The organism is Enterovibrio nigricans DSM 22720 (assembly GCF_900167155.1).
Lineage (GTDB): Bacteria > Pseudomonadota > Gammaproteobacteria > Enterobacterales > Vibrionaceae > Enterovibrio > Enterovibrio nigricans.
Genome location: NZ_FUXU01000071.1, coordinates 1 through 19,745 on the forward strand (window position 1 = coordinate 1; position 19,745 = coordinate 19,745).

At 45.7% G+C, this 19,745-nt stretch carries 19 protein-coding genes and 4 pseudogenes; 13 read left to right on the forward strand and 10 right to left on the reverse strand.

The genetic code is table 11. The annotated features are described in order from the left end of the window. Positions 1-49: 49 nt before the first annotated feature. A pseudogene (locus B5D35_RS18355) lies at positions 50-667 on the reverse strand (pirin family protein); the annotation flags it as partial. Positions 668-873: 206 nt separating this feature from the next. On the opposite strand from B5D35_RS18355, the gene B5D35_RS18360 reads away from it, so the two are divergent. The 6 genes from B5D35_RS18360 to B5D35_RS18385 all read left to right on the forward strand — a co-directional run bounded on the left by B5D35_RS18360 (position 874) and on the right by B5D35_RS18385 (position 4,735). Continuing rightward, a complete protein-coding gene (locus B5D35_RS18360) occupies positions 874-1,554 on the forward strand; it encodes a DUF4336 domain-containing protein (protein ID WP_078753976.1) in 681 nt (226 codons plus the stop codon). A gap of 112 nt (positions 1,555-1,666) precedes the next feature. After that, a complete protein-coding gene (locus B5D35_RS18365) occupies positions 1,667-2,590 on the forward strand; it encodes a polyprenyl-phosphate transporter (RefSeq protein ID WP_078753977.1) in 924 nt (307 codons plus the stop codon). A gap of 159 nt (positions 2,591-2,749) precedes the next feature. Continuing rightward, a complete protein-coding gene (locus B5D35_RS18370; RefSeq protein ID WP_078753978.1) occupies positions 2,750-3,205 on the forward strand; it encodes a hypothetical protein in 456 nt (151 codons plus the stop codon). Beyond that, on the forward strand, positions 3,202-3,795 hold the full coding sequence (locus B5D35_RS18375) for an SCO family protein (RefSeq protein ID WP_078753979.1): 594 nt from the start codon (positions 3,202-3,204) through the stop codon (positions 3,793-3,795). Before B5D35_RS18370 ends, B5D35_RS18375 begins: the two co-directional genes overlap by 4 nt. Positions 3,796-3,834: 39 nt before the next feature. Next, on the forward strand, positions 3,835-4,296 hold the full coding sequence (locus B5D35_RS18380) for a copper chaperone PCu(A)C (protein ID WP_078753980.1): 462 nt from the start codon (positions 3,835-3,837) through the stop codon (positions 4,294-4,296). Between the two features lie 193 nt (positions 4,297-4,489). After that, on the forward strand, positions 4,490-4,735 hold the full coding sequence (locus B5D35_RS18385) for an LPP leucine zipper domain-containing protein (RefSeq protein WP_078753981.1): 246 nt from the start codon (positions 4,490-4,492) through the stop codon (positions 4,733-4,735). A 21-nt stretch (positions 4,736-4,756) separates the two neighbouring features. Here B5D35_RS18385 and B5D35_RS18390 read toward each other — a convergent pair whose 3' ends face one another. Beyond that, positions 4,757-5,701: a L,D-transpeptidase family protein gene (locus B5D35_RS18390; RefSeq protein ID WP_078753982.1), complete on the reverse strand. Its 945-nt coding sequence runs from the start codon at positions 5,699-5,701 to the stop codon at positions 4,757-4,759. A gap of 278 nt (positions 5,702-5,979) precedes the next feature. Beyond that, a complete protein-coding gene (locus B5D35_RS18395; RefSeq protein ID WP_078753983.1) occupies positions 5,980-6,390 on the reverse strand; it encodes a hypothetical protein in 411 nt (136 codons plus the stop codon). A 301-nt stretch (positions 6,391-6,691) separates the two neighbouring features. Here B5D35_RS18395 and msrP point away from each other — a divergent pair, with 301 nt between their 5' ends. The 4 genes from msrP to B5D35_RS18415 all read left to right on the forward strand — a co-directional run bounded on the left by msrP (position 6,692) and on the right by B5D35_RS18415 (position 10,137). Next, positions 6,692-7,711, forward strand: a complete 1,020-nt coding sequence (msrP, locus tag B5D35_RS18400) for a protein-methionine-sulfoxide reductase catalytic subunit MsrP (RefSeq protein WP_078753984.1) — start codon at positions 6,692-6,694, stop codon at positions 7,709-7,711. Continuing rightward, positions 7,711-8,328 carry a protein-methionine-sulfoxide reductase heme-binding subunit MsrQ gene (gene msrQ, locus B5D35_RS18405; protein WP_078753985.1) on the forward strand — a complete coding sequence of 206 codons (618 nt, stop codon included), beginning with the start codon at positions 7,711-7,713 and terminating at the stop codon, positions 8,326-8,328. The genes msrP and msrQ overlap by 1 nt, the downstream gene beginning before the upstream one ends. 114 nt (positions 8,329-8,442) lie before the next feature. Continuing rightward, complete coding sequence (locus B5D35_RS18410; RefSeq protein WP_078753986.1) at positions 8,443-9,072, forward strand: hypothetical protein; 630 nt, start codon at positions 8,443-8,445, stop codon at positions 9,070-9,072. A 183-nt stretch (positions 9,073-9,255) separates the two neighbouring features. Continuing rightward, positions 9,256-10,137 (forward strand): AEC family transporter, encoded by an 882-nt coding sequence (locus tag B5D35_RS18415; protein ID WP_078753987.1) that lies wholly within the window; start codon positions 9,256-9,258, stop codon positions 10,135-10,137. Positions 10,138-10,143: 6 nt separating this feature from the next. On the opposite strand, the gene B5D35_RS18420 is transcribed toward B5D35_RS18415, so the two are convergent. Continuing rightward, positions 10,144-11,862 (reverse strand): SgrR family transcriptional regulator, encoded by a 1,719-nt coding sequence (locus tag B5D35_RS18420; protein WP_078753988.1) that lies wholly within the window; start codon positions 11,860-11,862, stop codon positions 10,144-10,146. A 207-nt stretch (positions 11,863-12,069) separates the two neighbouring features. Between B5D35_RS18420 and B5D35_RS18425 the strand changes: the two genes are divergently transcribed. Then, positions 12,070-12,579: a hypothetical protein gene (locus tag B5D35_RS18425; RefSeq protein WP_078753989.1), complete on the forward strand. Its 510-nt coding sequence runs from the start codon at positions 12,070-12,072 to the stop codon at positions 12,577-12,579. Between the two features lie 546 nt (positions 12,580-13,125). Here the strand turns inward: B5D35_RS18425 and B5D35_RS25530 are convergent. From B5D35_RS25530 to puuE, 6 genes and pseudogenes are all read right to left on the reverse strand, one after another. After that, positions 13,126-13,386, reverse strand: a pseudogene (locus tag B5D35_RS25530) (urate hydroxylase PuuD); the annotation flags it as partial. A 95-nt stretch (positions 13,387-13,481) separates the two neighbouring features. Then, positions 13,482-14,364 (reverse strand): annotated as a pseudogene (locus B5D35_RS18430) (urate hydroxylase PuuD); the annotation flags it as partial. 134 nt (positions 14,365-14,498) lie between these two features. Beyond that, positions 14,499-15,026, reverse strand: coding sequence for an ureidoglycolate lyase (locus tag B5D35_RS18435; RefSeq protein WP_244556657.1), 528 nt, complete (start codon positions 15,024-15,026; stop codon positions 14,499-14,501). 47 nt (positions 15,027-15,073) lie between these two features. Continuing rightward, positions 15,074-16,066: an allantoicase gene (gene alc / locus B5D35_RS18440; RefSeq protein WP_078753991.1), complete on the reverse strand. Its 993-nt coding sequence runs from the start codon at positions 16,064-16,066 to the stop codon at positions 15,074-15,076. 197 nt (positions 16,067-16,263) lie between these two features. Next, positions 16,264-16,779, reverse strand: coding sequence for a 2-oxo-4-hydroxy-4-carboxy-5-ureidoimidazoline decarboxylase (uraD, locus tag B5D35_RS18445; protein ID WP_078753992.1), 516 nt, complete (start codon positions 16,777-16,779; stop codon positions 16,264-16,266). A 7-nt stretch (positions 16,780-16,786) separates the two neighbouring features. Next, positions 16,787-17,719: an allantoinase PuuE gene (gene puuE, locus B5D35_RS18450; protein WP_078753993.1), complete on the reverse strand. Its 933-nt coding sequence runs from the start codon at positions 17,717-17,719 to the stop codon at positions 16,787-16,789. A 460-nt stretch (positions 17,720-18,179) separates the two neighbouring features. Here puuE and uraH point away from each other — a divergent pair, with 460 nt between their 5' ends. Then, positions 18,180-18,533, forward strand: coding sequence for a hydroxyisourate hydrolase (uraH, locus tag B5D35_RS18455; protein ID WP_078753994.1), 354 nt, complete (start codon positions 18,180-18,182; stop codon positions 18,531-18,533). A gap of 234 nt (positions 18,534-18,767) precedes the next feature. Further along, positions 18,768-19,691, forward strand: a pseudogene (locus B5D35_RS18460) (NCS2 family permease); the annotation flags it as partial. Between the last annotated feature and the right edge of the window lie 54 nt (positions 19,692-19,745).

The following is a 19,745-nucleotide window of genomic DNA, read 5'->3' on the forward strand; positions in this document are numbered from 1 at the left end:
ATCGTAGCTTCTAGATTTAGTTCCATCGATTTAAGCAACAAAGCCTCTCACCGTTGTAAATATAAAGGTTGGTTTGATAATGGGCTGGAATCGTCAACGTCCTCAACTCACCCGCCATAGCTCGCCAATCGGCAACAACGGTCTCAACGCCAGTGTCTTGCAACGGTCCTTCTCGCCACTCACCGTTTTCTTTTAACGTACCAGATATCATTCTTAATACGTTTTGCTCAGAACCATACTCGTTAATTTCAGGCGACTGAAAATCATGGTACTTGGCAGGTAAACGTTTCTTTTTCGCTGGAAGATTTATCCAGATTTGAAAACCATGCAACCCACCGTCTGTCATGATTGGCATTTCACTGTGAATCACACCTTTGCCGGCTGACATCCATTGCGCACCGCCGCTTTTTAACTGACCAACATTTCCCATATGATCACGGTGCTCAAAGTGCCCTTCCAACATATAGGTAAGCGTTTCTATGCCACGATGGGGGTGAGGAGGAAAACCGCCCACGTAGTCATCAGGATTGTCACTTTTCAGCTCATCAATCATTAAAAACGGGCTAAACGTCGAGTCGTTAAATCCGTGTACTCTTTGGATATTTACGCCATCACCGTCTTTGGACGCGTGGGACTGAATAACACGAACTATTTGCTTCGCTCTCATAGTTACCTCCTTGGTTACTCACAGTCTATTGGCAACGAGAAGATGTGAACATGAGCGGCACCGAATCAACATGTTCAATTTTTTCGAATAAGAATACTCTTCGACGTAAATCAGCGAATTTGATTTTCACCACTTAAATTATTTTCTTTCACATCTCCTGCATCTCTGATATTTATCCTGAAGACGTAATTCAAGGATGAATTTCAATGATAGAGTGGCAAGCCAATCGTTTTTGGTATCACTTAGATTCCTGCCATAAGTTCGGAATAGATATAGGGCTGCGCATGTCAGTCATTCGACTCAACAACGGGTCGTTGCTTATCCACAATCCCTGCCAACTTACCGAATCGATCAAGCGCTATATCGAGGGATTGGGTGAAGTAAGCTGTATCACAACCGCTAACCAAGACCTTCACGATGATCTCTCTGATTGGTGGTTAGCCTTTCCAGATGCATATTTTTATTCCGCGCCCGGCTTGGCTGCCAAACGCACCGACATAGGCTTTGATGGTGTACTCAATTCCGCCACATCGCCCCGATGGAAAGATCAGCTTTTTCAAACTATCATCCGCGGAAACGAACACCGTGAAGAAGTCGTATTTTGTGATCCAGTCAGTCACACCCTGATTCTGGGAGAAAATGTGATCGCGTTGAATGAAGGGTCTTTGGCTCGTCGTATGGTCGGAAAATTAAGCGGGTGCGAAACGCATCCAATCGTCCCTTTTTGTCAGAGGCTAGGCGTGAATGATAAACAGCGTCTACGGCAATCGTTGCAAGAAATTCTCACTTGGCCTTTTGAACATATCCTACCCATACATGGTGACCCGATATTGTTCGACGGAAAGAAAAAACTCGCGTTAGCCTATGCATGGGCTCTAAAACATTAGCGAATGTTTAGCCAATTCGCACACAAATTGTAATCCCTTGCGTTTAATGGGTTTCGGTATGGATTCAAGCCGTTATAATTGACCCAATTTTTTTCAGGATCAGAAGTTGTAAATGAAGCAAAACATTTTGACGTTTTTCAAGGGAATGGCGATGGGTGCCGCCGACGTGGTACCTGGAGTATCCGGTGGTACTATCGCATTTATCACAGGCATCTACGACACGCTGTTGGAAAGTATTCGCCGTGTTAATCCTTCTCTCTTCTCTTTGTGGCGCAAAGAGGGGTTTACCGCCGTGTGGAAACACATTAACGGCACATTTCTCGCCTCGTTGCTAACCGGTATCCTGACTGCAATTCTCACGCTAGCCAAAGCCGTAACCTATGCACTTTCTGAACACCCTGTATTGATTTGGTCGTTCTTTTTCGGCCTGATCATCGCTTCAGCCATTCACATGATCAAACAAGTTGAACGTTGGTCTCCATCAACGCTGACGCTTGCTGTTGTAGGGGCTATCTTCGCTTACGGTATAACTGTCGCGAACCCTGTATCCCTAGAGTTCAATTACCTCACGGTGTTTATCTCTGGCTCAATTGCAATTTGTGCGATGATCCTTCCCGGTATTTCAGGTAGCTTTATCCTACTGTTGCTTGGCATGTACGGCCCTGTACTTAGCGCTGTAAAATCATTCAACTTACCGATTCTTGGCCTATTTGCTTTGGGCTGTCTCGCCGGTATTCTCTCGTTTTCTCACGTGCTCTCTTGGTTACTTCGTAAGTATCGCGACCTTACCATCGCGTTTCTGACCGGCTTGCTGATTGGCGCACTTGGCAAAGTGTGGCCCTGGAAAGAAGTATTGAGCTACCGAATTAACTCTTCGGGTGAACAAGTTCCGCTGATTGAAAAAGTGCTGACACCCGGCGCATTTGAATCCGTAACGGGTCAACCTTCGTTACTCGTACCTTCTATCATCGCCATGGTGGTCGGCTTTGCTTTGGTGGTTGGTTTGGAAAAGTTCTCAGAAAAGATGGCAGACTGAATGATCGACTGATCGCTTCTTCGTGGCGGAGAACGTAACTCATGAAAGCTGCTCTCGGGCAGCTTTTTTTATTCCTTTCATTTCAAGACATTTCTCACACAGCTGCGTAACATAAAGTGATAATATTTTTGACGCTATTATTACCACTATCGTTCAGGCATGATTACAACGAATTCTAAAAATCGAGTGGTAACACTCTCTGCTATTACCCTGTTCGCTTTGATAGGATACTTATTTGCAGACAATTTTTTGTTTGCGCGTGAAGTGTCGACAACCGCGATCGCACCCACTTGTACTCTGGGCCAAATGGCATGTACCTTCACTGAAGCCAACGCACACCTCGCCAAGGACACCGTTGCACCGCTGGTACCTTCAAGTCTGACTGTCACATTGAACGACAACATACCTGCTCCCGATCACTTAGTTTTGGCCTTGGAAGGTGTCGAAATGAATATGGGAATATACAAACTTAAGTTAGCCGACATCGGGGCTCGTACTTATCGAGGCGACGTTTTATTGCCACTTTGCATGCATGAAGAAATGACATGGCGAGGCCAGATATCCAGCCCTGACAACCAAATCCTATTACCCGTAGATATAAAAATGGTGCGATGAAAACAAAAATACTCATTTTGTCTGTCGCGTTGTTAGCAGGCCTCGGAGCGCGCTACGCGGTTGATCATTTTCAAGATACAGACACCACAACCTCAAATACAAACACAATCACTCTCCAAACAGGGGCAGAGTCATTAAACCTGTTTGACACGACAGACCAACGAGTAAGGGTTGTTTACTTTGGGTATACCCATTGTCCTGATGTTTGCCCCACCTCTTTGGCCATTCTTGCTGCATCGCTAAAGTCATTGCCAGAAAAAACTCTCAGTGCAGTGAGACCCATTTTTATCACGCTCGATCCAGAACGGGATACGCCAGATGCAGCGAAAGAATATGCGGGCTACTTTCACCCCATGATTGAAGGAGGAAGTGGGACGAAGGCGTCCATAGACACGCTTGCTAAGAAATATGGCGTCCTTTACCAAATTACTGAGTTAGAAGACTCGGCGATGGAGTACGCTGTCGACCACAGTTCGTATTTTTACTTTCTCAATCCAGAAGGTGCGTTGTTAGAAAAAGTGCCGCATACACTAAACCCAAACATGGTGTCAGACGCCATTCTTCGTCTAACGGACACTGCAATACAGTAAAACAAGCCACTAAAACGAATAACACGGAGAGTAAACGATATGTTTAAAGCCGCTTCTATCGGGTTAATACTGGGACTGATGTCTGCCAGTGCAATCGCAGAGATTGATGTTCATGCCCCTTATGCTAGAGCGACGCCTCCCCACGCACCAAACAGTGCCACATTTATGGAAATTCTTAATAATGGCGACGACGATATCTTCTTATTAAGTGCATCCTCTGCCGCTGCAAAAACGGTCGAACTACACAGCCATGAAATGATTGATGGCCTGATGAAAATGCGTCAGGTCGATAACATTAAGATTCCTGCAGACGGTAAGACAGTCCTTGAGCCTGGCGGGCTGCACATCATGCTCTTCAATCTTCATTCTTCTCTTAAGGAAGGAAGCACCATACCACTCAACTTATTTTTCTCAGACCAGACAAGTGTTTCATTGGACATTCCTGTAAAGAAAGTCATGCCGCTCACAGTAATGAAACATGGGCATGAATCAGCCCACTAGTCTGACAAAAGACTAACCTTTTATGCTGACTGCAGGCTTAGATTTTTAAGCTGTATCAACATTGAGGCGGATATGTGAGACTCACGGCGGCAGAATAGCTAATCGCAGTCTATGGTTATACTGCAGCCAGTTGTTTAACAGGTAAAAAGCAGTGCAGTAAGGCAACCCAACAATAATGAAGAGGTTTTTGACTATGAAAATTCGTCTCCTAACGTTAGCAGCGATTGCTTCGACCGCAATTTTAGCTGGTTGTTCTAACAACTCAGCTCTAGAGCAAAGCGTCGCAGATCTGTCGTCTAAAGTAGATTCTCTTTCCAACCAAGTTTCTGCTCTACAAGGCGATGTTGCTGACGTAGCTGCGGCATCTGCTCTGTCTTATGACGAAGCAGCCCGAGCTAACGAGCGTATTGACAACATGGCACAGTCTTACACGAAATAAGCAATTGTGCGCGTGCTCATACTATAATTCTGCGGCTCCTTCGGGAGCCGCAGCGTATCCCATCTCAATAGGAATACCTGACTGCACCGCCAATGCCGCTCGATAGCGTGTCTCATTCATCGCGTTTGATTTCAACCAATGTGAAATACGAATATCGGGTTTAGTTAGCATACGTGTGCCCGCATCCGACTCATCGTTTGATAATGGTCTATGCACTTCAACAAACACCGCGCCGTCTGGCTCGTAACTGGTCTTCACGGGTTCATTAATAACCCGAACCTTTTCACCGACATTCACTTTGTCGAATAGCCACAAGATATCTTTCGGGCGCATACGAATACAACCTGAACTCACCCTCAATCCAATACCAAAGCTTTTGTTTGTACCGTGAATCAGATAAGACCCAGTTCCATATGCCAACCTAAGCGCTCGATTTCCCAGTGGGTTTTCTGGACCCGCAGGAACAACATCTGGCAATACAATGCCTTTCTCCTCAAGATATTCTTTCTTGATACTCTCAGGCGGGGTCCATGTTGGATTTTCTCGCTTCTGACTGATTTTGGTTTTCATGACGGGCGTATTTCGGCCAATTCGACCAATCCCAATCGGAAAGACGTGTACTTTTTTCTCCTTTTTATCGAAGTAATAAAGTCTCAATTCGGCAAGATTTATAACGATGCCTTCATAATCAACATCAGGAAGAATTAATTGCTGAGGGATAGTGACAAACGTTCCTGTTTCTGGCAGATAGGGGTCTACTCCTGGATTTGCCGACAGTAACGCTAAAAAACCAACGTCATACAATTTAGCGATGCTTTCAAGATGCTCACCATCTTTAACGATATGAACGGAATTTTCACCCAATAAACGCGTTTGGGGTTTTGGCCAAGTATACTCGTTGGCAATGCTGCTCAATGGCGACAAACAAAGTAGAAGTGTTAGAAAGGCTATCCGTTTCGATTTCATGCGTCACGGTCTCAACTGTTTCAAATGTTACTCGGCAATGGTGTTATTGGCTTGTCGGAAGAAAAACGATAGTTCCTATATATAGACACCCTATTAACGCTCACGCGGCAAATTCATGTAAGCAACGTGAGTTCCTCCGAAGATATCATGTATTCAGACCTGTTCGACCCTGTCTATGGTTCAAGAATAGACTTATTTAATGTCAATTTCTCTGCATTGATACAAAGCGTAAAGAGCACCTTTCGGTGCTCTTTATACATGTTGGCCTTGTGACGGGATTAAAAGTACATCCTTAAACCAATAAGTCCTTCAAGTTCAAATCCGGCATCTTCCTTCCAATACCACGTTGAACCCGCTTCACCATAAAGCTCGGCATTACCATGACCCACAGGAACGGAAATCCCAACCCCTGCTTTCGGACCCCATTCGTGTACGTCATCATTGACCCACTGAATACCAGTGTAGCCATATACACCTTGCAGTTCAGGTCTGCCCAACCACTCGCTTAAGCTCCATAAGCCGTCAATTGCAACGCCAAAGTCATCCAGACCCACTGATAATCTCAAGTTAGCCTGTGTGATGGTAATTCCCGACATTGGCGTCCCTAAAAATACACCCGCCGAAAAACTCTGAGAATGCGCCGCAGTCGCTGGCAGCATTAATGCGAGAATGACAAGAATACGCTTCATGTATGCATCCATTTCAAAACCAAAAACATATTTATGCGTAGTCACTAAACGGCGTAATTAGACCTTGAAGCAACTAACCGATTGCTTTTTAGTCAATTTATCACCTAAACCACGCAGAACTGCCACTCTACTTGCCAAATCCGTTCAAAACTATCGAAAGTGTTCGATTTTTTTAATCCAAACCTAAACTAATGAAAGAAATGATACGTTTGGTAGGTCTATGTACCCAAGCAATTTGAGGATGCGTTTTCTGATTGCAGCGAAAAAACTTTAAAGGCTGACAATAATAAGGAAAGACACCATGCTTATTCGCCGGAAAAAACAATCAGACGTGAAAGAGAATGAGCTGACACCAGAATCCATTTATCGCGAGCGCAGAGATATATTAAAAAAACTCGGCATCATCACCGCCACGTTGCCTGTCGCAACACACGCAAACGCTAATCTCTTTGGTCTTTTCGGTGATGACAAGAAAGAGGATTCGTCCACCATTTTCACCCGAGATCCTCTCATCGCAACGAATACGCCTTTTGGTAAGGGTCTTGAACTTACGCCGGAAAAAAAGGTTCTGACTTACAATAATTTTTACGAATTTGGAACGGGGAAAAACGACCCTGTTGAAAACAGTCAGTCTTTTAGTGTCGATCCTTGGAAGCTTGAAGTTACAGGGCTAGTTAACAATCCCATCACCCTAGGTTATGAGGACCTTCTCAAACGCTTTCCACTGGAAGAACGTCTGTATCGCATGCGCTGTGTCGAAGCATGGTCAATGAACATTCCTTGGGTCGGCTTTTCCCTTGCTTCACTGCTCAAACAAGCTGACCCGCTAGGTAGCGCCAAATATGTGGCTTTTGAAACTCTGTACGACCCTGACCAAATGCCCGGACAACGTTCTCAGTTCGTCGGTGGCGGCATCGATTATCCTTATGTCGAAGGCCTACGTCTTGATGAAGCCATGAATCCATTAACGCTATTGAGCGTTGGCCTGTATGGTCAAACACTCGCGCCACAAAATGGGGCTCCCGTTCGATTGGTCGTTCCTTGGAAATATGGGTTTAAAGGCATTAAGTCTGTTGTGAAAATCCATTTATTGGAAGCGCAACCAGCAACCACCTGGAATTTGTTAGCCCGTCATGAGTATGGCTTTTACGCCAATGTTAACCCGCAGGTTGACCATCCGCGATGGAGTCAGGGATCTGAGCGATTTATTGGCGAAGGCACCATTTTCAGCTCGCGCAGGCAACCTACATTGATGTTTAACGGTTATGCTGAGGAAGTGGCAAGCATGTATCGCGATATGGACTTGAGAGCTAACTATTGATGAGGCTAACCGTAAAACAAATTGTCTGGGTGAAAACAGCAATTCACCTGATTTCTTTGGTTTTCCTTGCCGATCTCATCTGGACAGTTTTAAACGGAAACTTTGGCGCAGATCCCGTTGAAGGCATAACACACTACACCGGTGTCGCGGCTCTTAACACGCTTATCGTGACATTGATGATAAGCCCATTGGCGAGGTTCACTAAACAAGGACTATTGGTGAGATGTCGACGGATGGTCGGGCTTTACGCATTCTTTTGGGCAACGCTACATATGTTCACGTATTTTTCGCTGGATCTTGGCTTCAACGTCGCCTTACTTGGCAGTGAAATCATTAAGCGCCCTTACCTCACTGTTGGCGCTTTATGCTGGCTGATACTTTTTGTATTAGCCATAACGTCAACGTCGCGGATTCAAAGGTCAATGGGCGCAAAATGGCAAAAATTGCATAACAGCGTTTATATTGCGCTGATTCTTGCACCCATTCACTTTTATTGGTCTTCAAAATCAGAACTTGTTGAACCTGCGATTTACCTAACACTGGCCCTGTCATTGTTACTGATTCGTTGGAAAACCTTGAAAAGAATAGTTTTTCGCCCCGCAATTAGACGAAGTTAGTATCACTTTTCCACCTCTAACCACAAATAGCTAAACTTGATATAGCAAATTCAATTTTTTTGCCATACTTTAAGTAACCTTATGTAGTAACGCTTGTTTTTGGAGTGGACTTTTTTGTTGGACGAACTCATCGCACAAAGTTTGAGAAACTTTCAATCAGACTGTTTGAGTTTCTGCGAACATCACTATCCTACAATTCACAATCGCGGCATGAAAGACAGCCATATGGGCAAGGCTCTGTCACGGCGCATTGTTCATTCTTTTGACAACCTTAATATCGACACCCAATTTAGTCAGTTAGAAGAAACCTCCAGCTATAAACAACCCATCTATTGCATCGAAACAGACAGCCACCAAGTATTTGTTCTTGCTCACCGTATGATCAGCGCAAGCTCTGCTTGTCGAAATGGGCTCGTCAGGGATATCAAACAGGTGCTTGGAGAAGTCTCTATTGATAAAACAAAAGACGCTCGATTAATCATCGTCGCAGACCACTGGATTGATCGTTCAAGTGCCAGTAAATCAATTCCTAGCTGGTGGCTTGGTCACCAACCCATTCATATCGACGAATACATTTCACAAGGTATAAAACTGGTTTTAGCGGAGCAAAACCTCGCCAGAGACATCGAAAAGGAATGTTCTCTGGAAAAAGGGCGTCACCGACTGTTTAACCCTTTTCACCGACAGCGTGACGGCTTACCGCTATACAAATACCTGCTACTCACCGCCACCTATCAGATTTAATATCCATTCCTCGTTAAAAATCACGCCACGCATATTTCAGTTCGGTCTATTACAAGTTACGTACACCCCACGTATCCTTGATTACCGTATGACCAATAGGCTTGATGAAAGCAGAAAGTTAACGTAGCGTGGTGTCTAATAGGTTATTCATCACCCACACTTTATTTCTGCTTTGAGGCAAGGATGCTCGAAAAAGTCATCAGTATTTTATTTCCTATTTTTGCCGTGGTGATCGCGGGATTTTTTGTGGGAAAACAATTTAAGCCCGATATGGGGGACATCAATCGAATCAATATCGATCTAATGATCCCCTGCTTGGTATTCTCAACCCTCGCCACGATGCCGTTAGGAAAGGAACAATCCTCACTCTTATTTGCCGCATCCCTTGCTGTGCTTCTCCCTAGATTGTTAATGATCCCCGCATGCAGACTGCTTAAGCTCTCTTATAAAACTTGGACACCACCACAAATGTTTCGCAATAGCGGAAACTTAGCGATCCCTTTGTTCGGATATGCCTTTGGCACAGCCGCAGAAGGACCTGCCGTTTTGTTGTTTGTGGTGTCATTATTACTGCATATCACCGTCGGGTTGGCGTTGCTCAGTAACGATGAATATCAGTTCAAAAATGTCCTCAAAATGCCGCTCCTTTGGGCGTCCCTCGCGGCCATTTCATTCAACCTATTCAATCTTACATTGTGGAAGCCACTCTATGAAGCCATGACACTGGTTGGTCAGGCGGCAGTGCCTATCATGCTGATTTCACTGGGTGTGCAATTGACCGCTATTCGTTGGTCAGGCATTGGAATTGGGCTACTTTCTACCGGGCTCAGCCTCGTCACCGGAGGCATTACTTTTGCGGCTATTTATCACTGGATCCCACTGCCAGCTGAGCACATGAAAATGCTGCTGCTATTCACCATGCTTCCACCAGCCGTGATGAATTTCTTGCTGGCGGAACGTTTTAGAATCGGTGCTGATAAAGTGGCTTCGATGGTGCTATTCGGTAATTTACTCACCATCATCACCTTACCTTTACTGTTGGCAGCAACATTTTACATTGAGTAACGCGAACTAAATACGTGGCTTTTTCCATACAGATTTAAAATCAAACCACCCAACGCGATTCGACGATACATCTTCAAGATCCGCGCTATCAACAACACCCAGCCAGATATGGAACAGTGGGACTAATTGTGACGTTTCAACAAGAGAGCGACCAACAGATTCAGCATCAAATGGTCTGTCAGACGCTTCGCGCCATGCGGCCATTTTCTCGCACAACCCGTGAAATTCCTCAGTCGGCATCGCAGTAGACAGGTGCTCAAAGTTTGTCAGCCACGGAAGAATCGCATCTGTACGCTTATTGCCAAAACTGACTCCGCAGAGCCAGATATCAATTTTTTTGGCTTTCTTCGGCATCATCATTTCTTCATATGGCACGGTATCAATTTCAAGCGTTACACCGTCTTCCGCCAACATTTGTTTGAGAGCCAAAGCAAGTAAAGGAAACAGCGGATTTTCCGACTGATGAACGAGTCGCAGCGTTTTCTGAGCAGGCGCCATAATTTTGGATGACGAGACATTCGTGTGGATCCAGCCAGGCACCAAACCATACGCATTGATTAAGCGATACTCCCCTATCTCTAGTTTCGCCAGATAAGGTAGCAGGCAAAGCGACGACACTCGCTGACTGATGTATTTCGCCCACCGGCCATCTTTTGCAATACCCGTTTGTCGATTCAATAACAGGTAATTACAACCTTCATCCAACTCTAACCTATCACCCGCATCACTTTGTAATGTCCCTTGGCGAGAGTCTAACGCTGTAGGATCCAACGAGGCTGTTGGCTGCAAGTAACACATGGCCGCACTGTCTAATACCCAGATCTCGATTTCATCGGTCAGCGCACGAAACCCAAAATATTGATCGTGCGCTTTAAGCACCAACTGCCGTTCATTGTTAATGGCAACGCGATACGGGCCCGTTCCAATCGGCAGCCTGTCGCTGTCTTTTGATTGAGCCATTTTCTTTGCCTGAATCGCTGCCATAGGAATCGCTAGCGTTTCAGGCAGGTAGTGATCGGCTAGGGAAAGAAACACATCAATGACGTTCTCTTCAGGAGCTTCGATACGATCAATATGAGAAAAGTAAGGGGTGTCAGTGAGGGCTTTGATAGACCAGATTACATCTTCAGTATGCAACAGGCTACCGTCATGGAATTTAACGGCCGGACGCAGGTAAAAGCGCCATTGCTGAGGCGAAATAGCTTCCCAATGATGTGCAAGATCAGCTTCAACCTGTTCGGTCTTTTCATTGATGCGCGTAAGACCGTTGAAAATTTGCGTCACAAGATGTTGTTCAGAACGTCTTAAGGGTTTTGTCGGGTTAAGATTTGGAAAACTGCGGTAATAAGGAAGACGGATGATCTGCTTCCCTTCTTGGGTAGATACCCCCAGTTGCTCCTGAATCAACCTTGCGAGTTTTTCCGCGTCATTGTCCAGATCTTCCAATGCCGCATCGAGTTTTCCCTCTTGCACCCACTTTCGAACCCGACGCATCTGAAGGTCTGATTCAGTGCGGAAGAAATTCAAACGACTCTGCTTTCCTCGGCCAACGGCAGGATCCCAACTCAACCAACCTTGCTCAGCCATCTTGTTGAGTACCATACGTGCGTTTCGCCGTGTACAACACAGAATGTCAGCCATGGTTTCCAAATTGGTATCACTGTCTCTGCCACCGAAGTACGCGTAGATTTTTGAAAATTGGGCTTGAAGGCGTTGGCCTGACATAAAAGAGGAACCCCTGAATCGCATGTTTTACTGAAAGATTTCCTATTTTATACTTAAACAACCCTATCGCTATCAATATCTAACTGGTTAAGAGTTAGCCATTCGTTTCAAACATTTCCTCATTTTGTGCTCTGGAGATTGTTATTTCACTTAACGGCGGTATTATCGGGGTTCACATGCTGATGTTGCATAGGCTCAGGAGCCACAATGATCGAATCTTCTGTTCTTTCTCACTTCCATAAAAAGCAACAATGGATGGCTAGTCATATTGGCGATGCCCAGTTTCCTACCCCTGAGAGCAAATTAGGCTTGGGCGTCTATCAAGCCGCAGAAACCTGCCCGTCAGTAGAAGAGGTTAAAAACACCGACTCACCCGAAGGCTTCTCTTTTTATGCCGTCGATTGCCACCCATTAGTGGTGCGATATGCTCACACGCTGTCGCAAAAATGGCCGGACAATGAGAAAGAAGTGATGATGGAATATCTGTCCCAATTATCTCTGACAGACATTCCTACTCCCGATGGTATCAATGTCGCTCTTTATGTCGCAATGGAACGCGGTAAGCCTGTCGCTTCGGGTATGCTTTTTGAAACGCAAGAAGCAGAAGGCACTGTTGAAGGTATCTATGATGTTTACGGTATCACTGATGCAGCCCAAATCGCTATGATGGCGCACATGAAATCAGTTGCTAAGAATGGCGTCATCCTGGTCGAATAACGTATTGATCTTACAAAATAAAAAAGCAGAGCTATGCTCTGCTTTTTTTGTCTTCTTCCCAGTAACGACGATACGAACTGTATCCGTTATCCCGTAAATTAAGACATGATGGTAATGAACTGAAAAAAGGTGTTAAAAAGGAATTCAGTTTTTACCTAGTATTATTTACAACGGCATTTGCGCTCTTTCTTGACGATGAAGAATGCAGCGACAAGAAAAGCAACGACCAGAACGGTTTCCACGTTATATCCCCTACAAGTATTTCAATTTACGTTTTAGTCCGTTCACTCATGTCTGAATCGAAGGCTAAAGCGGTGTTTTTTTATACGCTGGCGAGTATAACGAAGATCAATTTTCATTTCTTGGTCATTCTTGTCTTTTTGCCAATTTAATACTTATGAATGCATAAATTCGTGAAATACCTCTATTTTGTATTAAGACACGCTAATACGTGAGTATTAACTATTGATACAACAATAAGTTATCGATGAAAATCACGCGCCTTCTTTACTGACGATATCCATAAACATCGACAACTTGCTTGTCTTATTGGATAAGTGCACCGTTGTCAGCCCACTTTCCAATCGCTTCACGCTCTTCAACGGTCATTTGTGTCAAATTACCTAAGGGCATGATATTCGTCGTCACTGTCTGCGCTACGATCCTTGCAACCTCATTTTGCATTTGCTCTGGTGTATCAAGCATCACCCCAGCAGGCGCTGTAGCAAAAGCGGCATGAGTAGGCTGTTGCGAGTGACATACCGTGCATCGCTCCGTAATAATGGTTTTTACCGTCTCAAACGCAACCATATCAGATGATTGCAGCGAACCAAGTTCCACGGTCTCTGCTCCCGAGGCTGAACCAACAAGATCCGTCTTTTTCTCTTTAAACACATTCGGGTTAGAAACAAAAGCAAGGCAAATCAATCCAAGCGCTGCCGTTGGAATTGTCCATGCATACTTTTGGCTTCCATGGCGCGTGTTGAAGTAATGGCGAACCAATACACTGATCACTGACAATCCAGCCAAAATTGCCCAGTTATATTCGTTTCCATAGGTACTTGGGAAATGGTTGCTGATCATAATAAACAGCACTGGCAGCGTCAGATAATTGTTGTGACGAGAACGAAGTAACCCTTTTGCGGGTAATTCAGGATCAGGCTCTCTGTTTTCCTCTATCGCTTTCACCAAGCCACGCTGAGCCGGCATAATGATACGGAAAACATTCCCCACCATAATGGTGCCGATGATCGCACCGACGTGAATGTACGCGCCACGTCCACTGAACACCAAACTTAATGCCCATGCAGCGGCAACCAGTGACGCAAACAACACAACGCCTAATAGTAGTGGCTTCTTACCCAATGGCGAATCACACAGGAAATCGTAGACGAACCAACCAGCGACTAAAGAACCAATACCTATTGCAACCGCCGTCATTGGCGAGATACCAGAGCCCGGTTTAACGAGATAAATATCTGCGTTGGAATAAAAAACAATCGTCAGCAGCGCAACACCAGTGATCCACGTAAAATAGGCTTCCCATTTAAACCAATGCAAGGTTTCAGGCATCTTAGGCGGGGCCAGTTTGTACTTTTCCAGATGGTAGATACCACCACCGTGAATAGCCCACAAATCACCCGATAATCCTTCCTTTGGGTTGTCCCTATTTAGGTTATTTTCAAGCCAAACGAAATAGAAAGAAGCGCCAATCCACGCGACGCCGGTGATCATGTGTATCCAGCGTACCGCAAGGTTCAACCATTCCGTGATGTACGGATCCATAACAACCTCCTGTATGGACGCCGTTGCTTATCTTGCTATTAACAATAAAGCTTACGTCGTCCCTTCCTGTTTTTCTCAGATATTGGTGTTCACCTTAAACAAAGCAGCAAGCGACTCTCTTTGAGACAGAGAAATCACAATTTAGGCGCCAATATCACACGCATCTGTTTTGAAAAGAAAAACTCATCACAGTTTTTACCCTCGCCTTCCCTATCTATAACCAGAAACTGATCGTTCGACGACAAAGCGAGCACAGGGTGATGCCAAACACCGCGGTGGTAATTCACCCCTTGTGAGCCTTTAGCATAAAAGGCACGAATGGCATGAAGGGCTGGCGTATCGGTTGGTGGCGCGACCACAACTAAGTAGTCATTCCCCAACAGCGGCATAAATGCCTGCGAGCCTTTTGGATGACGCTCCAACATGTTGATGTCGAAAGGATATGACTGGGGTGTTGTTTGAAAGATATTGATGATAACGCCACTCCCTTCATCCACTTGCGTTGTAGCAAGCTTATGGTAGCGGCGCGTAGAGCCGTCATTGATCATGAAATAGTCACGACTTTCGGCTTCAATGACATCACCAAACTGCGAAAACGCTTCCTGAGTCAGTGGCTCTGGCGTCAATGTGATCGTGGTGTCCGGCACAATATCTTTTTCCATTCCTAACATCATCCTGCGGTTACGGATTCACCGTAACGAGATTTTCATTAATCTGATTTTCGGCCAAAGAGGCGAACGCGACTGATTCCGCCATCAGGGAAAATATTCACTCTGACGTGAGAAATCGCACCCAGTGTTTGTACTTGATTAACAAACTCGTGGATGTTATCCGCCGACAATTTCTGGCTGGGTAGAAGTTCTCGCCAAAATAGACTTTGTGTTGCGATTTGTTCGTCAGTACCGCCCTCAACATAAGCGGCTTGAATCGAGACGCTATCAGGGTAATTTCCCTTGAAATACGCCGTGTCTATCGCAATACGATCCACATAAGCAGTATGACCCAGCGAAAGGATCACCCAATCATTACCCGGCACACGACGTCGCGCTGTCTCCCAGCCATCACCCATGTTTACGCCTCGCCCTGGCATAATTAGGTTACTCATGTGCCCAAAGTGCTGATCATTACATGCCAGTGCTCGGCCACCATTCTCGACAGCCACTAAATCTAACTCCTGGTCAGAGCTTACGCGCGTCCAATCAATTTCGGGCTGACCGTAAACACGCAATCTAGCGACACCGCCATCGGGATAAATATGAAATCTCAAATGGGTAAAAGGCGTATTGCAATCAACGTCCACGAAATGGTGGCTATCGCCCTTTAGGTTCATAGAGGAAAGCAACTCTTGCCATACTTGGTCTTCCTGGGGCTCGCCATCGGCGCAATAACACCCTTCCAATGATGCAGAAGGCGGGTAGTTCCCCGTAAAGTGAGAGGTGTCGATATCTACGCCTGCTATTTTCCCAGGCAAGCCTAACCTTACAACACAGTAGTCATGCCCTTCTTCACGCTTACGACGAGATTCCCAGCCATCCATCCACTTTCCGTTGTCGTCATAAACACCTTCTTTCCATTGCGCAGGTTCATCATCGACAAGACGCTGTTTATCAGCAAAGAAATCATCGGTTGCGTAAGTCACTTGCGTGCCTAAACGGCTGCTCGCGAGATTCACAAGCTTGACGAATTCAGGACGGTTTTCCATTATTGCTTCCTTTTATCACGTGTATCCGCAATACCTCATTGCCCTTTAGCATGGGTATTATTGATACAAAAGGTCGCGTCTTTTCCCCTTTCACTGTGGCTGAAAGCATCGAATATGCTGTCGGCGAGCTTCAATTTGCGAGACGCTGAATTTACCGTTTCACGTGATGGGTTATCACACTCACGGCACCCAGAGAGCTACAAATCACGTAGCCTAAACAATGCGATTTTGTTGATTTCGCCAATCGCAGTGTCAAATTCGGTAGTTAAGTCATTTTCTAGACGTGTTTCGAACGCTGACAGAATCAAATGCCTGTTGGCACCTTTCACCGCCATAATGAACGGGAACTGGAATTTCGCTTTGTAGCGATGGTTATATTCAGTAAAGCGTGCAAATTCTTCTGGTGTGCACTCGTCAATTCCCGCACTTGCTTGCTCAGTCGTCGACTCCGCAGTTAACTCACCCAATTGAGCGGCTCTGCCAGCCAGGTCGGGGTGCGCCAACACCACCTGCATTTTTTTTGCGTCGTCAGCTTCATTCAGTACGTTAGACATACGTAAATGTAGGGTGTCTTGATCGTCAAATGCCGCATCTAACCCATTTCCAAAAGCAGTTTCAGCCACCCAAGGACTGTGTTCATACACACCGCCAAAAGTTTCAATAAACTGATCTTTCGTCTGTTCGCTAGGCCGACACGTTGAAAATAACGCCATTATGTACCTACTCCGTGGTCATACTTGAGTGCGGATGATGCGTGTGCCAGTGATTAGCTATATCAACACGGCGAGTGATCCAGACTCTGTCATGTTGTTGGACATATTCGATAAATCGCTTCAGCGCCACTAAACGCCCAGGCCGACCAATCAAACGGCAATGCAAGCCAACGGACAACATTTTGGGCGCATCCTGCCCCTCTTCGTAAAGCACATCAAAACTGTCTTTCAAGTATTGGAAGAATTGCTCACCGGCATTGAAACCTTGAACCGTAGAGAAGCGCATGTCGTTGGTATCCAGTGAATACGGAATGACCAACTGAGGCTTCCCTTTCTTCGTGCCTTCTTCATGCCAATAGGGAAGGTCATCATCATACGCATCTGAGTCATAGAGAAAGCCGCCCTCTTCTGCCACCAGCCGGCGTGTGTTTGGGCTCGTTCTTCCTGTGTACCAGCCTAACGGGCGTTCACCGGTAATCGCTTTTAGTGCAGCGACAGCTTTTTCCATATCTTCACGTTCGTCTTCTTCTCGAACATATTGGTAATCGATCCAGCGATACCCGTGGCTACAAATCTCATGGCCTTCCTCCGCCATCGCCTGAATTATTTCAGGGTAACGCTCTGCCGCCATGCCAACCGCAAAAACTGTCAGTGGTATCTCATGCTGGCGAAAAAGCCTAAGGATCCGCCAAACACCCGCGCGTGAACCATATTCATAGATGGATTCCATGCTGATGTGGCGAACGCCAGAAAGCGGTTGCGCTGATGGTATTTCCGAAAGAAACGCTTCTGACTCTCTGTCACCATGCAACACACAGCGTTCACCACCTTCTTCGTAATTCAGTACGAACGAAACCGCAATCCGCGCCTCACCCGGCCACCTTGGGTGAGGCGGATGAGCACCATAGCCTTTTAAATCCCGAGGATAGTCACTACTCATCGCGCATTCCTTTCCTTAAACCTTGCGTAAAATTTGTCTGTATTTGCCGCTATTACTTATCTGTTTATTGCGGCTGAAAGATCAAAGGCCCAGCTTCGACTCCCGTGCGTTCAATTTTAGTATTACACTTTGTATACAATTTACAAGAACAAGTTAACAAAATGTCGTCGCCTTCAAGTTTCTTGAAATCCATTAAACCTATAATGGGTACAGAGAATACGCGCCAAACCCTTTATATACGTGGTTTATTGCTTGATTCTCACAATTAGAACTGCATATTTTTTGACCTTTACAACAATTAACTATTGTGTACATTTTAGATTGTAGATGTGCACATTGTGCGGATTCATTCGAATCAGTAGAACTGAGAAGCGGGCAGACAAAATCGGCTGTATTAGTATCCAAGGTAACGCGCATTAAAATGCCTACCTTGATACCTCGACAAAAGGACAAAACACAGATGGGAAGACTCACGACGCATGTGTTAGATACCGCGCAAGGAAAGCCGGGAGCGGATATCGACGTATCCTTGTACCGCGTCGAAGGTGACACCTTGCAACATGTGGTCACCACAACAACCAATTCGGATGGACGCACAGATGAACCACTTCTGGACGGCAGTCATTTTCTGCCCGGCAAATATCAACTTCAATTCAACACCGCCGACTACTTCAGGAACAGAGGGATTTCCCTCAGTGACATCCCATTTTTAGACGATGTGATCATTCGGTTTGGTGTTGATGATGTCGATGCGCACTACCACGTCCCGTTACTGGTTTCGCCCTACAGCTTTTCAACCTATAGAGGAAGTTAGTCTTTTTATCGGCAAACATTGCCGAATACAAACTCACTGGCTTAATGCCAAAGGAATGATGCGAAAAGGAAAACTCGCAGTAAGTCTAGGGGAGCGTTGACGTTTCGATATTGCCTCGCCATTTCACAAACACGTTAGTGTTTCGAAATAGTGTTAGCCGCGATTTGTCTGAATCTTATGTAAGGCAGCGCGCGTAACGTGCAGTACATGCCCCATAACAACAGGAATGAAATGATGGAAAAGCAAAGCTCTGTTGAACAACCCATAGGTAAGAGTGGCTTTCTGGAGCGTTACTTCAAGTTAAGCCAGCACGGTACCTCAGTAAAAAATGAACTCATTGGCGGGATCACCACTTTTGCCACCATGGCATACATCATTTTCGTGAACCCCAATATCATGTCAGCCTCAGGGATGGATCCGGGCGCACTCTTTGTCGCAACCTGCATCGGTGCTGCTATCGGTACCCTCATGATGGGACTGTTCGCAAACTGGCCTGTCGGCCTCGCACCAGGTATGGGATTGAACGCTTTTTTCGCGTTCACCGTTGTAGGGGAAATGGGATATAGCTGGCAAGTCGCGCTTGGTGCGGTATTTATCTCTGGCGTGATTTTTGTTGGGCTCAGTGTTTCGCGCGTAAGAGAATGGATTATCAACAGTATTCCCGCCTCACTTCGTTACGGCATGACCGCTGGTGTCGGCTTGTTTTTGGGAATCATTGGCCTGAAAAGTGCGGGAATCGTCGTTGGCAGCCAAGCGACACTGGTAACCCTTGGCTACTTCACGCAACCACAAGCGATTCTCGCTGCTGTTTGTTTCTTTATCATCTCAGTACTTGCGGTTAAACAAGTTTTCGGCGCGGTGCTAATTGGAATTTTCAGCGTGACCTTAATTGGCTTAGGGCTGGATCTTGTCGAATACGGCGGAATTTTTTCCGCGCCGCCAAGCATAGCCCCAACCTTTATGGCTATGGACATCGCGGGGGCGTTGAATGTAGGCATGATCAGCATCATTCTCGCCTTCTTGTTTGTGAACATTTTTGACACCGCTGGCACCTTGATGGGCGTCGCTGAACGTGCCAATTTAATCAACAAAGAAACAGGCAAAATAGACGGCCTTCCACGTGCCTTGAAAGCGGCTTTGTTGCTTAATTCGGTTGGAAGACATGGCAGCCTAAAGTTGTTCGGTTCTTAAGCAATATACTGAGTTTCAGGC

Coding starts and splice junctions, on each gene's coding strand:
- B5D35_RS18415 (WP_078753987.1), top strand. CDS start 9,256: ATGCTCGAAAAAGTCATCAGTATTTTATTTCCTATTTTTGCCGTGGTG.
- uraH (WP_078753994.1), top strand. CDS start 18,180: ATGGGAAGACTCACGACGCATGTGTTAGATACCGCGCAAGGAAAGCCG.
- B5D35_RS18425 (WP_078753989.1), top strand. CDS start 12,070: ATGATCGAATCTTCTGTTCTTTCTCACTTCCATAAAAAGCAACAATGG.
- B5D35_RS18375 (WP_078753979.1), top strand. CDS start 3,202: ATGAAAACAAAAATACTCATTTTGTCTGTCGCGTTGTTAGCAGGCCTC.
- B5D35_RS18420 (WP_078753988.1), bottom strand. CDS start 11,862: ATGTCAGGCCAACGCCTTCAAGCCCAATTTTCAAAAATCTACGCGTAC.
- puuE (WP_078753993.1), bottom strand. CDS start 17,719: ATGAGTAGTGACTATCCTCGGGATTTAAAAGGCTATGGTGCTCATCCG.
- B5D35_RS18380 (WP_078753980.1), top strand. CDS start 3,835: ATGTTTAAAGCCGCTTCTATCGGGTTAATACTGGGACTGATGTCTGCC.
- alc (WP_078753991.1), bottom strand. CDS start 16,066: ATGGAAAACCGTCCTGAATTCGTCAAGCTTGTGAATCTCGCGAGCAGC.
- msrQ (WP_078753985.1), top strand. CDS start 7,711: ATGAGGCTAACCGTAAAACAAATTGTCTGGGTGAAAACAGCAATTCAC.
- B5D35_RS18385 (WP_078753981.1), top strand. CDS start 4,490: ATGAAAATTCGTCTCCTAACGTTAGCAGCGATTGCTTCGACCGCAATT.
- B5D35_RS18390 (WP_078753982.1), bottom strand. CDS start 5,701: ATGAAATCGAAACGGATAGCCTTTCTAACACTTCTACTTTGTTTGTCG.
- B5D35_RS18395 (WP_078753983.1), bottom strand. CDS start 6,390: ATGAAGCGTATTCTTGTCATTCTCGCATTAATGCTGCCAGCGACTGCG.
- uraD (WP_078753992.1), bottom strand. CDS start 16,779: ATGGCGTTATTTTCAACGTGTCGGCCTAGCGAACAGACGAAAGATCAG.
- B5D35_RS18365 (WP_078753977.1), top strand. CDS start 1,667: ATGAAGCAAAACATTTTGACGTTTTTCAAGGGAATGGCGATGGGTGCC.
- B5D35_RS18370 (WP_078753978.1), top strand. CDS start 2,750: ATGATTACAACGAATTCTAAAAATCGAGTGGTAACACTCTCTGCTATT.
- B5D35_RS18435 (WP_244556657.1), bottom strand. CDS start 15,026: ATGGAAAAAGATATTGTGCCGGACACCACGATCACATTGACGCCAGAG.
- B5D35_RS18360 (WP_078753976.1), top strand. CDS start 874: ATGATAGAGTGGCAAGCCAATCGTTTTTGGTATCACTTAGATTCCTGC.
- msrP (WP_078753984.1), top strand. CDS start 6,692: ATGCTTATTCGCCGGAAAAAACAATCAGACGTGAAAGAGAATGAGCTG.